This window comes from Allorhizobium sp. GW101-3B10 (genome assembly GCF_059424725.1).
Window position 1 is genome coordinate 4906613 of sequence record NZ_JBWKZR010000001.1, and the last position, 13039, is coordinate 4919651.

At 65.0% G+C, this 13039-nt stretch carries 10 protein-coding genes; 5 read left to right on the forward strand and 5 right to left on the reverse strand.

The window, feature by feature from the left end; genetic code table 11:
• Window positions 1-151 precede the first annotated feature (151 nt).
• The 4 genes from AC07Y0_RS23945 (at window position 152) to AC07Y0_RS23960 (ending at window position 3704) form a co-directional block, all read left to right on the forward strand.
• Window positions 152-1087: a LysR family transcriptional regulator gene (locus AC07Y0_RS23945; RefSeq protein ID WP_498680093.1), complete on the forward strand. Its 936-nt coding sequence runs from the start codon at window positions 152-154 to the stop codon at window positions 1085-1087.
• A 234-nt stretch (window positions 1088-1321) separates the two neighbouring features.
• Window positions 1322-2281 (forward strand): tonB-system energizer ExbB, encoded by a 960-nt coding sequence (gene exbB, locus AC07Y0_RS23950; RefSeq protein WP_498680094.1) that lies wholly within the window; start codon window positions 1322-1324, stop codon window positions 2279-2281.
• A gap of 5 nt (window positions 2282-2286) precedes the next feature.
• Complete coding sequence (gene exbD, locus AC07Y0_RS23955; RefSeq protein WP_498680095.1) at window positions 2287-2763, forward strand: TonB system transport protein ExbD; 477 nt, start codon at window positions 2287-2289, stop codon at window positions 2761-2763.
• Complete coding sequence (locus AC07Y0_RS23960; protein WP_498680096.1) at window positions 2760-3704, forward strand: energy transducer TonB; 945 nt, start codon at window positions 2760-2762, stop codon at window positions 3702-3704. The genes exbD and AC07Y0_RS23960 overlap by 4 nt, the downstream gene beginning before the upstream one ends.
• A gap of 3 nt (window positions 3705-3707) precedes the next feature.
• Here AC07Y0_RS23960 and AC07Y0_RS23965 read toward each other — a convergent pair whose 3' ends face one another.
• The 3 genes from AC07Y0_RS23965 to AC07Y0_RS23975 form a co-directional block, all read right to left on the reverse strand.
• Entirely contained in the window at window positions 3708-5228 is a 1521-nt protein-coding gene (locus tag AC07Y0_RS23965; protein ID WP_498680097.1) for a bifunctional aminoglycoside phosphotransferase/ATP-binding protein, read from the reverse strand.
• Between the two features lie 184 nt (window positions 5229-5412).
• Window positions 5413-6954: an L-piperidine-6-carboxylate dehydrogenase gene (gene amaB, locus AC07Y0_RS23970; RefSeq protein WP_498680098.1), complete on the reverse strand. Its 1542-nt coding sequence runs from the start codon at window positions 6952-6954 to the stop codon at window positions 5413-5415.
• A 59-nt stretch (window positions 6955-7013) separates the two neighbouring features.
• A complete protein-coding gene (locus tag AC07Y0_RS23975; RefSeq protein ID WP_498680099.1) occupies window positions 7014-8297 on the reverse strand; it encodes an NAD(P)/FAD-dependent oxidoreductase in 1284 nt (427 codons plus the stop codon).
• 211 nt (window positions 8298-8508) lie between these two features.
• On the opposite strand from AC07Y0_RS23975, the gene AC07Y0_RS23980 reads away from it, so the two are divergent.
• Window positions 8509-9426: a LysR family transcriptional regulator gene (locus AC07Y0_RS23980; RefSeq protein WP_498680100.1), complete on the forward strand. Its 918-nt coding sequence runs from the start codon at window positions 8509-8511 to the stop codon at window positions 9424-9426.
• Window positions 9427-9435: 9 nt separating this feature from the next.
• Here the strand turns inward: AC07Y0_RS23980 and AC07Y0_RS23985 are convergent, their stop codons facing one another.
• Together AC07Y0_RS23985 and AC07Y0_RS23990 are read right to left on the reverse strand one after the other, a co-directional pair.
• Window positions 9436-9840, reverse strand: coding sequence for a DUF3307 domain-containing protein (locus tag AC07Y0_RS23985; protein ID WP_498680101.1), 405 nt, complete (start codon window positions 9838-9840; stop codon window positions 9436-9438).
• Window positions 9841-10017: 177 nt separating this feature from the next.
• A complete protein-coding gene (locus AC07Y0_RS23990; protein WP_498680102.1) occupies window positions 10018-12945 on the reverse strand; it encodes an aminotransferase in 2928 nt (975 codons plus the stop codon).
• Window positions 12946-13039 lie beyond the last annotated feature (94 nt).

Here is a 13039-nt window from a genome sequence, read left to right on the forward strand (position 1 = left end):
CTTTGACAATGATCAAAGAGCAGGGCGAATGCGGTCGCGGTCGCGGGCGCAACGTGCGCGATGATTGAGCCTGCGTCCCCGCCGGGCTTGAATCAAATTCTGTTTTCAGCAGTATTCATTCCCAGATTTCATCAAAGGAACGGCATGATCCATGCGCGTCGATTTTCTCGGCCTCGAAGCCTTTTTGTGCATTGCCGAGCGCGGCAGCTTTCACCGGGCCGCGGCCCATCTCAACCTGTCGCAGACAGCGCTCAGCCACCGAATGAAGAAGCTGGAGGACGATCTCGGCCTGAAGCTCCTGGCCCGCACGACACGTCAGGTGACGCTGACGCCGACCGGGGTCGAGTTGTTGCCGAAGGCGCGGCGGATCATGGAGGAGATCACCACGTCATTCGAGCAGTTGCGGCAGCGCGGCAAGGAACGGCAGGAGCATATTTCGATTGCCTGCCTGCCCACCGTCGCCTCGATATATCTGCCACGCTTCCTCGGTGGCTTTCTCGAGGAATATCGCGATGTTCGCGTTCGCATCCTTGATCACTCGGCCTCCGAGATCATCGATCATGTGCGCAATGGCGAGGTCGAGTTCGGCATATCCATCGTCTCGTCCATGGCCATGGATCTCGAAATCACACCGCTCTTCAAGGAGTCCTTCGTCCTTGCCTGCCCGAAGAACCATCCGCTCGCCAAGGGTGACGCCGCGACCTGGCAGGATCTCGAGGGCGAGCCGCTGATCCGCATCGGTACGCTGACCGGCAACCGCATCCTGATCGACGACGCGCTGGGCAGTCGTCGGGAGAGCCTGTTGTGGCGCTATGAAGTGCGCCACATAGCGACCGCGATCAACATGGTTCAGGCGGGTCTCGGGTTGACGGTGCTGCCTGAGTTCGCCCTCGAAGCGAGCCGGTCCACCGATATCGTTGCCGTGCCGATCCGCAATCCCTCGGTGGTGCGCACCATTGGCATCATCATGCGCAAAGGCATTCCGCTGAGCCCGCCGGCCGAAGCGCTCTACGCTTTGGTCGTGCGCGAGTTTCGCCAGGAGAAGCCGGCAAAGGTCCACCGCAAGATGGAAGGCAGGGATCAATAGTCGGATCTACCCCAGGGCGTGCGCCAGGGTTCGGTCCACCTCCACCTGAGCCACCGGTGCCGGATACGGAAACCTGTGTGGCTTCTTCAACTTTTTCGGACATTGCTCCGCTTATTACTTGTCAACTAAAGTCAAGTTTAATAACGAGGAGATATCCCGCTGCGCTGCCCCGATCTTCGGGGCGCGGGTGGTGTGCCATGTCTTCAATGCCTGTTGTCAGAAAAGGAATTCCCAATGTTTCGTCACCATTCGGGATCTTCCACCGCAGGTCTTGCCCTTGCGGCCTATGTCGTTTTCGCATCCGGGGTCGCGTGTGCGCAGCAAGCGGCGCCAAGCATCGCCCCGTCCGTCACCGAGGCGACGGCCCCCACCCCCGCGCCGGTCTCCCCCGTTTCCCCGTCTCCCGCCGGCGTGCCGGTCACGGCCGAGGCCGCGGTCGGATCGCCGGAGGGCGGAGAGAACCCGCGCGCAGACCTGCCGCACAATCTCTCGCCGCTCGGCATGTTCATGGCCGCCGACTGGGTGGTCAAAGGGGTGATGCTGTCGCTTGCCTTTGCGTCGCTTGTCACCTGGACAGTCTGGCTCGCCAAGACGCTGCAGCTCACCGGCGCACGGCTCCGCGCGGCCCGCGGGCTGAAGGCGATCATAGAGGCCCACACGCTCGAGACCGCGCTTGGCCGGGTCGCGCGCCACGGCGGTGTCGTCGCGTCCATGTTGCGCAGCGCCAGCGCGGAAATCCGCCTGTCGGACGCCGCCATCGATCATGTCGGCGGTGACGGAGTAAAGGAGCGCGTCGCCTCGGCGCTCGCCCGCATCGAGGTGCGCGCCGGCCGCCAGATTGCCAAGGGCACCGGCGTGCTCGCGACGATCGGCTCGACGGCGCCCTTCGTCGGGCTGTTCGGAACGGTCTGGGGCATCATGAACGCCTTCATCGGCATTTCGGAGTCGCAGACGACCAACCTTGCCGTCGTCGCGCCCGGTATCGCCGAAGCGCTGCTGGCGACCGCCATCGGCCTGGTGGCCGCGATCCCGGCGGTCATCATCTACAATGTCTTCGCCCGCTCGGTCACCGGCTACCGGCAATTGCTCGGGGACGCGGCCGCGGGAATCGAGCGGCTGGTCAGCCGCGATCTCGACTATCGCAAGGTGCCCAATGGCGTACCGGCGGCTCCCATGCCGCTCGCTGCGGAGTAACGGACATGGCCGGCGGCATACGGGAAAATCACTCCGGCGACGATCTCGCGGAAAACCACGAGATCAACGTCACGCCCTTCATCGACGTCATGCTGGTGCTGCTGATCATCTTCATGGTGGCGGCGCCGCTCGCGACCGTCGATGTCAGCGTGGACCTGCCGGCGTCGACGGCAAAGCCTGCGGAGCGTCCGGACGAGCCGGTCTATGTCACCCTCAAGGATGATATGAGCCTCTCGCTCGGCAACGAGGCGGCTGCCCGCGAGACGCTCGGTGCGGATCTCGATCGCCTGACCGATGGCGACAAGGAAGCCAGGATCTTCCTGCGCGCTGACAAGGCGGTGGACTATGGCGCCTTCATGGAGGTGATGAACCTGCTGCGGGATGCCGGCTATCTGAAGATCGCGCTGGTGGGGCTCGAGACGCTGCCTTCGGCGCAGCTGTCCGACGAGCCGGCGGCTGCCGAAACAGTGGTGCGGCCGTGAGCCGGGACCCGCTGCAACGTTCGCCGGGCCGGGCGTTCGGCGAACTGCTGCTGTGGACGTCGGCGGCCCTCTGCGTCGCGGCCGTTCATGCCGGGGCGGTGGCGCTGCTGCTGCGGGAACCGGAGATGGTCGCCGAGGACGCGGCCCCCCCGGCCGCGATCATGATCGAACTTGCCCCCGAACCGGTTGCCGATGTGACGGAGGCGGAGCAGATCGTCCCCGATCAGGTCGATGCCGAAGAGATCAAGACGGCCTCGCACGAGCCGGTACCGGAGACGGTCGAGGAACCGCCACCCGAACCCATGCCGCAACCCGCCCCCGAGCCGCCCGTCGAAGAGGTGGTGGAGCAGGTGCCGGAGCCCGTGGTCGAGCCTCCGCCGCTTCCTCCCGAGCCCCTGCCGGAGCCGGCCGAGGAGATCGATCCGGTCGAACAGATGGTGATGGCGCAGCTGGAGAATGTGACCGTTCCGATCCCCCTCGTGCGGCCGCCGCCGAAGCCGGTCGAGGAAAAGCCGAAGAAGGCGCCGGAAAAGAAGAAGGCGGAGAAGCCCAAGACGCCGCCTCCGCCGGCATCCGAAGCCGCGCGAAAGGCCAAGGTCGAGACGGCCCAGTCCGACCGGACTGCGGCAAAGGTGACAAGCGCCGGCGGTGGGCGCAATGTCAGTCCCGCCAAGTGGCAGTCACGTCTGATGTCGCATCTGGAACGCCGCAAGCGTTACCCGTCCGAGGCGCGCAGCAATCGCGAGGAGGGCACCGTCTACGTGCGGTTCCGCATCGACGACGGCGGCAATGTGCTCTCAGTGTCGCTGTCGCGCTCGTCAGGCCATTCGAGCCTCGATCAGGCTGTGCTGGAGATGGTGCGTCGGGCCTCGCCCGTTCCGGCCCCGCCACCGGGTGTCAGCAAGACGATCACCGCGCCGGTGCGCTTCAATATCCGCTAGCGCTCAGGCGAGGAGCGCTTCGGTCGCAGCCAGCACCGCTTCGATCGGGCCGGCGGTATCGATGCGGTTCCAGCGCATCTGCCCCAGGTCCTTCGCCAGCTGCGCCTGCAGCACATCGACTGTCGCGTCGGAGAGGCCCTGCGGTCTTGATTGGACACGTGTTTTCAAAAGAGGGGCGTCGGCCTCCAGCCAGATGCCGGTGAAGGGCACACCGAGTTCTTCCGCGAGCGACTGGATAGTGTCGCGATCTTCCGGACGGTCGAAGACGGCATCAACGAGCACGGCTCCCCCACCGGAGAGGACGAGATGCGCACGATCGCCGAGTTCCTTGTAGACCTTGCGGGAGACCTCCGGACGATAGGCTTCGAGTGGCAGGCGCTCCTCGGGAGCCGCGCCGAACATCGCCTTGCGGATGCGGTCGCTTTCGAGGATGCGGGCTCCAGGCGGTCCTGCCAGTCGCGGCGCGAGCGCATCGGCGAGCGTCGACTTGCCGGAACCGCTCAAACCGCCGACCGCCACGAGCCGAGGCGAGCCTGGCGCCAGCAGCAAAGCGGCGAAATCGAAGTAGCCTCTTGCGCTTTCCGCCAGAGGTCCGCCCGCACCGGCGCCTTCCTCGATCTGCGTGCCGGTCACGTGGGCGCGCACGGCAGCGCGAACCGCCATGAAAAAGGGAAGCAGGACAAAGCCGTCGTCGTCCCGGCTGATGTCGAGGTAGCGATTGACCACGACATTGCCAAAATCTGCGAAGCCGCGAAACCAGAGATCCATCAGCAGGAAGGCGAGGTCATAGAGCACGTCGACGGTGGCGATCTGGTCGTTGAAGTCGATGCAGTCGAACATGCGCGGTCCGGCGGGGCTCATGAACAGGTTTCTCAGGTGCAGGTCGCCGTGGCAGAGCCGAACCTTGTCCTCGGTTTCCCGCCGATCCATCAGGGCGACGTGGTCCGCCCAGGAGCGCCGGAACGCATCGGTGAGATGCCTGACTGCATCCTTTGCGAACACATGGCTGGTGGCAAAGCCCGCCTCGTTGATGTCGAGCACGCCGGCCATGTTGGCCGAGCCACTGCCGGCGTGAACAACAGGGGCGGTGGCGTGCACGGCGGCGATCATCGCAGCAGTCTGGCGCATCAGAGGCGCATTCAACCTGCCCTCCGTCGCCATGCGGTCGAACAGGTCGTGCTGGGCAAACCGATTCATCTCGACGACCACGTCCAGTGCCTCGCCTTTGCCGTCGAAGGCCATTCGCCCGTCCGCCTCACGGGTGATGCGGCGGATGCCGAGATAGAGGTCCGGCGTGGCGCGGCTGTTGAGTTCTACCTCGCGCCGGCAGTAGTGCAGGCGCAGTTCGTAGGTCGAAAAGTCGACATAGGGCAGTTTGACCGCACGCTTCAGCTTGTAGGCGCGGCCATCGATCAGGAAGACCAGCGAGATATGGGTTTCGATGATCTTCACCGTCCCCGTTTCGCCGTAGGTTTCCGGGGCGCTCAGAAAGGCGATCGCCGCCGACTGATCGTGAATATCCATTCGCTCGCCTCGAAATGCCGCCAGATCACAGGGGGCACCTTGGCCGATTCCGAAAGCGAAGGCCAGTGCGGCCCGTCAAACCTTGGTCTGAGGCGCTTGAAATGTCATGGAAAATTCAAAAAAGGAAAGGCCACGCGGTCCCTCCGAACCGCGTGGCCTCCAATCCGGTCTGCAGGATCGTCGATCAGCCCACGTCGAACTTGACACCCTGGGCGAGCGGCAACGTCTTGCCGTAGTTGATCGTGTTGGTGGCGCGGCGCATGTAGGCCTTCCAGGCGTCGGAGCCGGATTCACGGCCGCCGCCGGTTTCCTTTTCGCCACCGAAGGCGCCGCCGATTTCAGCACCGGACGGGCCGACGTTGACATTGGCGATGCCGCAATCCGAGCCGCGGTCCGACACGAAGGCTTCCGCCTCGCGCAGGTCGTTGGTGAAGATCGACGACGACAGGCCCTGGGGAACGTCGTTATTCAGCGCCAGCGCTTCATCGAAGTCCTTGTATTTCATGACGTAGAGGATCGGCGCGAAGGTTTCCTCGACGACCGGGCCGGTCTGGGCCGGCATTTCGACGAGCGCCGGACGAACGTAGAAGGCTTCCGCAGCATCGCCTGCATTCACCCGTTCGCCACCGGCAACCTTGCCGCCGGCCGCCTTGGCGGCATCCAGGGCATGCTGCATGCGGTCGAAGGCACCCTTGTCGATCAGCGGACCGATCAGGTTGCCTGCTTCGAGCGGGTTGCCGATGGTGACCGAACCATAGGCCTTGATCAGGCGCGGGACGAGCGTGTCGTAGACGCTTTCATGGACGAAGAGGCGACGCAGCGAGGTGCAGCGCTGTCCGGCGGTGCCCATGGCCGCGAAGGCGACGCCGCGCAGGGTCAGGTCGAGGTCGGCGGTCGGGCCGACGATCGCCGCATTGTTGCCGCCGAGCTCAAGGATCGAGCGGCCGAAGCGGGTAGCGACACGCGGGCCGACGGTGCGGCCCATGGCGGTTGAGCCGGTTGCGGAGATCAGCGGAACCTTCGGATGGTCGACGAGGACTTCACCGATGTCGCGGCCACCGATCAGCAGGGTCGACAGGTTGGCAGGCGCCTTGCCGCCGTCCGCGACGTAGCGGCTGACTGCCTTTTCGAAGATCGCCTGGGTGGCGATGGCGGTGAGCGGGGTCTTTTCCGACGGCTTCCAGATGGTGGAATTGCCGCAGACCAGCGCCAGCGCCGAGTTCCAGGCCCAGACGGCGACCGGGAAGTTGAAGGCCGAGATGATGCCGGTGACGCCGAGCGGATGCCAGGTTTCCATCATGCGGTGCTCGGAGCGTTCGGTGGCGATCGTCAGGCCGTAGAGCTGACGCGACAGGCCGACGGCGAAATCGCAGATGTCGATCATTTCCTGGACTTCGCCAAGACCTTCCGAGGTGATCTTGCCGACTTCGATGGAGACCAGACGGCCGAGATCGGCCTTGGCGGCGCGCAGTTCTTCGCCGAGCAGGCGGATCAGCTCGCCACGCTTGGGCGCCGGGACAAGGCGCCATTCGAGGAAGGCCTGATGGGCTGCACCGATGGCGGTCTTGGTGTCGGCAGCATTGATCTCGGCCACGGTGGCGATCTTCTCGCCATTGATCGGCGAGCGGACGGACAGCGTGCCGCCGGCGAGGCTGGCAGCGGGGACGCCGAGGCGGCCCATGATGGCGGCCACTTCGGCCGCGAAGTTCAGGTTGGCAAGGGTCATGGTGTTCCTTCCAGTGATTTCGGATGTTCCGTTATCGGTTGTCTTCGAGGTGCGTCTCTTCAGAAGCGCGCGCCGGTGAAATGGGCGATCTGGGCGCCAGCCTCGTAGTAGGCGCCCTTCAGGTTGCGAAGCGGAGCTTCGACGACGTCTCTGACCGGCAGCGGCAGATCCGCCTCCGAGAGCTCGCCGAGGATATGGCGAGCCAGTGTCTTACCGAAAACCGTCCCCGGCGCAATGCCGCGGCCATTATAGCCGGAAAAGCCCACGACATTCGGTGCGAACCTGTGGAAACGCGGGATAGCGTCGTCGGTCATGCCGATGCGGCCATACCATTCGGTTTCGAACTCGACGTTGCCGAGATCGGGGAAGAGCTTCCTGAGCGCGCGCTTGGCCCAGGCGCGGTGGATGCCGAGGCCTGTGTTGCGAAGAGCGCCGCAGCTGCCGAAGATCAGGCGACCGGCCCGGTCCATACGGAAGGAGGAAAGCACTTCCTTGGTGTCCCAGCAGCCTTCGCGGCCCGGCAGGATCTTCTTCAGCTGTTCGGCGGAGAGCGGCCTGGTGGCGAAGTTGAAATAGGGCAGCAGCACCTGTTCCTTGCGTACCGCCTCCCACGGACCGGTCGAATAGTACTCGGAAGCGACGATGATCCAGTCGGCCGAAACCGAACCGTTTGCCGTCTTCACCACCCAGCGATTGCCATCGCGTTCCGTCGAGACGGCGGCGCTACCGGTATGGATCTTCGCGCCGGCAGCGATCGCTGCCTTGGCGAGCCCCCGAACATAGGCCAGCGGCTGAAGCGTTCCGGCGCGCATGTCGAGGAGCGATCCGGCATAGGCTGTGGTCCCGATCCGCTTGGCCGTCTCCTCGGCCGACAGGATGCGGACATCCGCGCCCCGCGCTGCCCACTGGCTGCAACGTTCCTTGATTTCCTGAAGGCCGGCTTCGCCGACGGCGCAGTGCAGCGTGCCGTTCTTCTCCAGTTCGCAGGCGATCTCATGCTTTTCGATCAGAGCCCGCACCAGGAGTGGCGCATTGCCGAGCAGGTCGAGGACGCGCTCGCCATAGACCGGACCGAGCACGCCGGGAATTTCGGACGGCATGACCCACATGCCGCCGTTGATCAGGCCGACATTGCGTCCGGCACCGCCGAAACCGATCTCGGTCGCTTCGAGCAGGACCACCTTCGTTCCGGCCTCGGCCAGGTGCAGCGCTGCGGAAATGCCGGTATACCCGCCGCCGACGATGACGACGTCGGCCTCGACCTGCCCCGAAAGCGGCGGCGTCACGGGTGCGGCCGGGGCGGTCTTTTCCCACAGGCCGTGGGAGCGGGGATCGTTCAGCATCGGGCTTTCCTTCAGGGTGGTCGCGGGAGGCGGCCGAAAAGACGTGTCGCTTGCGGTAACGGGCGGTCGCGGCTGGTTCTTGCTGCATGAAGTCGCCAGAGGCGTCTTTCGCTCGCATCATTCCGAAACGTAAAGTCTTGCGAAATCTAGAAGACGAATCTAACCCGTTCCAACGATAATTTCTCAAGAGTTCATTCCGTCGAGGTATAACATGCTCCCGGCCCGGCGCTTCCTTCCATCGCTCTCCCTGCTTGCCGCCTTCGAGGCCGCAGCGCGAACCGGCAGCATCACGGCTGCGGCGCGCGAACTCGACCTCACGCAGAGCGCGGTGAGCCGCCAGATCAAGGCGTTGGAGGACCAGTTGGGCGTCGAACTCTTCCTGCGCGAACGTCAGACCATTCGCCTCACCGTCGCCGGCGACGGTTATGCCCGGGAAATCCGCGAGGCGCTGAGGCGCATTTCCAGCGCCTCGCTCAACCTGCGCGCCAATCCGCATGGCGGTACGCTGAACCTTGCGGTCCTTCCGACCTTCGGGGCGCAATGGCTCGCACCGCGGCTCGCCCATTTCCTCGCGGCCAATCCGGGCATTACCATCAATCTCATCACCCGCCTGTCCCCCTTCGATTTTCGGCTGGATTCGATCGACGCGGCGATCCATTTCGGCGAACCGGTGTGGCCAGGTGCCGATCTCACCCTGCTGATGGGCGAGACGACGATTCCCGCCTGCAGCCCGGCGTTCAAGGCGGCGCACAGGCTCGAAAGGCCGGCCGACATCCTCGATGTGCCGCTGCTGCATCTGACGACCCGGCCGGATGCCTGGGAAAAGTGGCTGACTGCCAATGGCGTGGCGTTCGAATCCATTCACGGCATGCTGTTCGACCAGTTCGCCGCAGCCTCGCAGGCGGCGATCGGCGGGCTCGGCGTCGCCCTTCTGCCGATCTTCCTGTTCCGCGAGGAGCTGGCGCGTGGCGATCTGGTCCCGGCAATCGACCGCGAGGTTGAGAGCGAGGGACGCTACTACCTGGCTTTCACGCGCGAACGCGCTGCCTATCCGCCACTCGTGGCGTTTCGCAAATGGATCACCGAGGAAGCGGCGCGGGAGCGGTCGGGGCCCTCCGAAACCGCCTGACGGCAGCGATCAGAGTGTTCGGCTTGCGGCCAGCAGCGCTGCAAAACCGAGATGGGTCAGGTGGTGGAGCGTTTGGTCCGTGCCGAGCAGCCACCAGAAGCCGGTCTTGGCGGCGTCGAGCCCCAGCCGGGACTGGAGGATGGCCTTTGCCCGGTCGATGGCGAAATGCACGAGGAAGTCGACGAGGCCGATCCAGGCAAGAGACGGCGCAACGATGGAGAAGATCAGGCCCGTCATCGCCCCGTGCAGTCCGGCATGCAGTGTCAGCGGCAGAAGCCAGGCCTCGCGATGCTGCTTGCCGACGGCGATCCATCGGGTCTGCAGGACGAAATCGGCAACGAGGTGCTTCAGCAGGAAAAGCGCGATGCCCCACATTATCCAAGGGGTGGAGATCGTATCGGGCAGGCTCGGCATTTCGTTTCCTTCAACCAGGATGCTGTCTGGCAGGAAGATAGACACTCCCCGGAACGGCTGTGAAGGCGGCTTCTGCAGAGCTTCGGTTTGCCATTTGTGAAGCGTTTACAACATCCGAAAAGTTGAACGACCGCCGTTATATTGAATTAAGGACCTGACCGGCGATGCCGCCCAGGCTCACCAGCCGTCGGAAAGCACCTTTTCCAGCATGGCGGCAAAGAAGTCGGCACCATCCCGGGACAGGCAGAGCGGCGGCTTTATTTTCAAAACGTTAAGATGATCGCCCGTGGGTTGCATGATGACGCCGAGATCAAGCAACCGGTCGCAGATTGCCGCCGTCTCCTCGGTGGCCGGCTCCAGCGTCTCGCGGTCGCGGACGAATTCGAGGCCGAGATAGAGCCCCATGCCATGGACCGCGCCGACCAGCGGGAATCGCTGGCCGAGGGCTTCGAGCCGGGATTTCAGATAGTCGCCCGTTTCCCGGGCATTCTCCTGCAAGCCCTCGTCGCGCATGATGTCGAGCACAGTCATGCCGACCACGCAGCTCACCGGGCTGCCGCCGGCCGAGGAGAAGAAATAACCTTCCTTCTCCAGCGCGTCGGCGATGTCGCGGCTGGTGATGACCGCGCCGAGCGGCTGGCCGTTGCCCATGCCCTTGGCGACGGTGATGATGTCCGGCACTACGCCCTGTTCTTCGAACCCCCAGAAGAAATGGCCGAGGCGGCCGTAACCAACCTGCACCTCGTCGGCGATGCACACACCGCCGCGCGCGCGGATCATGCCGTAGACCTCGGCGAGGTAGCCGGGCGGCAGCGGAATGCCGCCGGCATTGCCGTAGACGCTTTCGCAGATGAAGCCGGCGAGGCTTTCGCCTGCTTCCTCGATCGCGTCCAGTGCCTTGGCGACGCTTGCCACATAGTCGGCGGTCGATGCGGCGCCGCGGAAAGGGCCGCGATAGGTATTGGGCGCGGTCACCGGGTGAACCCATGCGGGGCGGGTCTCGAGCGCGCGCGGGTTGTCGGCGATCGATGTGGAGACGGCATCGCTTGCGACGGTCCAGCCGTGATAGGCCTCGAGCAGGCTGACGATATTGTGCGATCCGCTCTTGGCCCAGGCCAGGCGAAGGGCAAGGTCGACGGCCTCCGAGCCGCTGTTGACGAGAAAGACCGTATCGAGTCCTTCGGGCGCCAGCGATGCGAGGCGATCGGAAAACTCCGCGACGGCGGCGTAGTGGAAGCGCGAATTGGTGTTGAGCAGCGACCATTGGTGCCCGGCGGCACGCGCCAGCCGAGGGTGGCCATGGCCGACGATGGAGACGTTGTTGACCATGTCGAGGTAGGACCGGCCAGTGACGGCGAACATGTGCTCCTTCCAGCCGCGCTCGATCTGCGGCGGGTCGGCGTAGTAATTCTTCTGCGGCCTTGCGAAGCTCTTCTGGCGCTTGGCAAGCAGGGCGGCGCTCTGTGGCGCCGGTGCATCGAGGTCCGCGCCGATCAGCGCGGCGGGTGAGGGGCAGAGCCAGCCCCAGACCGTGGCATGGGTCGGCCTGGCGAAGAGGGGCGGAACGAGATCCGGATCGCGGCAGAGCTGGATCCTGAGACCGCCGACCGCGCCGGCCGTGCCGGCGATCGTGCCGATCGGCGCGCCGGCCTCGATCTCCGCGCCGTCTTCCAGCGGGCAGTCGATGCCGTCCAGATGCAAGGAAATCTCCGGCGTCGACAAAATGAGGTGATGCCCATCCTTGACGATCCGCGCCGAAAATGGCGCGACGGCGGCGGTCGTGGCCGGCAGGCAGACATCGATATGCAGGGCGAAGGTGGCCGGCGCGCGATCCGACAGCGTTCGGGTGTAGGAAAGCCGGTATTCGCCGTAGCGCGTCGAGGCGACGCCGGTCTCGGCGGCCGCGCGGGCGAGAAGCTTCCAGTCGATCTGCGGGTCGGACCAGTTGTCCTCGGCCAGCGTCTCGCTCGTCACTGACAGGTCGGTCAGGCGCACCGTTTCGGGTGCGATCTCGGGGAGGAGCCGTGCGAACATGCCGGTGTCGAAGGCCGGGGCGCTATGGCCGACCGCGTCGAGGATCGCGGTTTCCATCAGCGCCAGGGGAACCGAGGTTGCCACCTCGAACATCTCCCGCTCGTGGGCGGCGTTGCCCTGCACATAGTCGTTGTCCGGATCGATCGCCAGCTGCTGCTCGGTGCTGGCGACGAGCACGCCGGCGCGCGCCACGATCAGCGGCCAGAGCGCCTTCAGCTCCGCTTCGTTGAGGGGAAACCGTTCCTGGAAGGCGCGAACCGCCGGCAGGATAAAGAACGGGTCGCCATCGGAATGATGCAGCAGCGCGGTGCAGGTGACGGCGAGGTCGGCGACCAGCCAGCCGGTGACAACATCGCCAAAATCGATGACGCCGTCCGGCATGAGGCGGCCTTCCCTGTCGGGCCGGGCGACCACGTTGTCGTCGGTGATGTCGTGATGGATCGCCTGCACCCGCAGCTTGCCGGCGAGCGGCTGGATGCGCTTGACTGCCGTCACCATGGCCTTGGCGATCCGGTCGCGCTGCGCATGGTCCGTCACGGCCTTCAGTAGGTGGAGCGCGACGGGGCCGGCGCGGCGAAGGTCCCACTGCAGTTCACGATCGAGACCCGGATGAGAAAAATCCTTGAGGCCGAGTGCGATGCGGGCGGTCAGCGCTCCCAGTTCGGCCACAACCTGCGGCGCCAGATATTTGCGCTGCGTCAGCGGCTCGCCGTCGAGATAGGTGAGCAGCCGTACCTGATAGTCTTCGTCGTCGATGGTCAGCACCAGGATGTCCTCGCCGCCCTCGGCCAGCATGGGCTCGGGGATGCGGGGCATGTCTGCAAGCGTTGCCAGGTGCCGCATGGCGGCGTTCTGCGCGGCCAGTTCGATCGTCGCGTATTCGGCGCGGCAGATCTTCAGGACGTAGGACGCCTCGCCGGTGTCGATGCGGAAGTTCCGGTCCTGCTGGCTGCCGAGTTCCTTGAGCGCGCCCTCCAGACCGTAATAATCCCTGAGAACGCCAGCCGCCTGCTCTGCCGACACGTTGGGTCGGGGCAGTTCAGTGCGCTTGAGCAATGCGGAGTCGGGCATGGGCGTTCTCCCTCGAGAATCATATTGCCGACCTTATCAAAGGTATGACAGCCGTCCATCCCGCGCACCGAAGCGCCCGCCGGGTCCGGCGGGC

Coding starts and splice junctions, on each gene's coding strand:
- AC07Y0_RS23945 (WP_498680093.1), top strand. CDS start 152: ATGCGCGTCGATTTTCTCGGCCTCGAAGCCTTTTTGTGCATTGCCGAG.
- exbD (WP_498680095.1), top strand. CDS start 2,287: ATGGCCGGCGGCATACGGGAAAATCACTCCGGCGACGATCTCGCGGAA.
- AC07Y0_RS23980 (WP_498680100.1), top strand. CDS start 8,509: ATGCTCCCGGCCCGGCGCTTCCTTCCATCGCTCTCCCTGCTTGCCGCC.
- AC07Y0_RS23985 (WP_498680101.1), bottom strand. CDS start 9,840: ATGCCGAGCCTGCCCGATACGATCTCCACCCCTTGGATAATGTGGGGC.
- AC07Y0_RS23965 (WP_498680097.1), bottom strand. CDS start 5,228: ATGGATATTCACGATCAGTCGGCGGCGATCGCCTTTCTGAGCGCCCCG.
- exbB (WP_498680094.1), top strand. CDS start 1,322: ATGTTTCGTCACCATTCGGGATCTTCCACCGCAGGTCTTGCCCTTGCG.
- AC07Y0_RS23975 (WP_498680099.1), bottom strand. CDS start 8,297: ATGCTGAACGATCCCCGCTCCCACGGCCTGTGGGAAAAGACCGCCCCG.
- AC07Y0_RS23990 (WP_498680102.1), bottom strand. CDS start 12,945: ATGCCCGACTCCGCATTGCTCAAGCGCACTGAACTGCCCCGACCCAAC.
- amaB (WP_498680098.1), bottom strand. CDS start 6,954: ATGACCCTTGCCAACCTGAACTTCGCGGCCGAAGTGGCCGCCATCATG.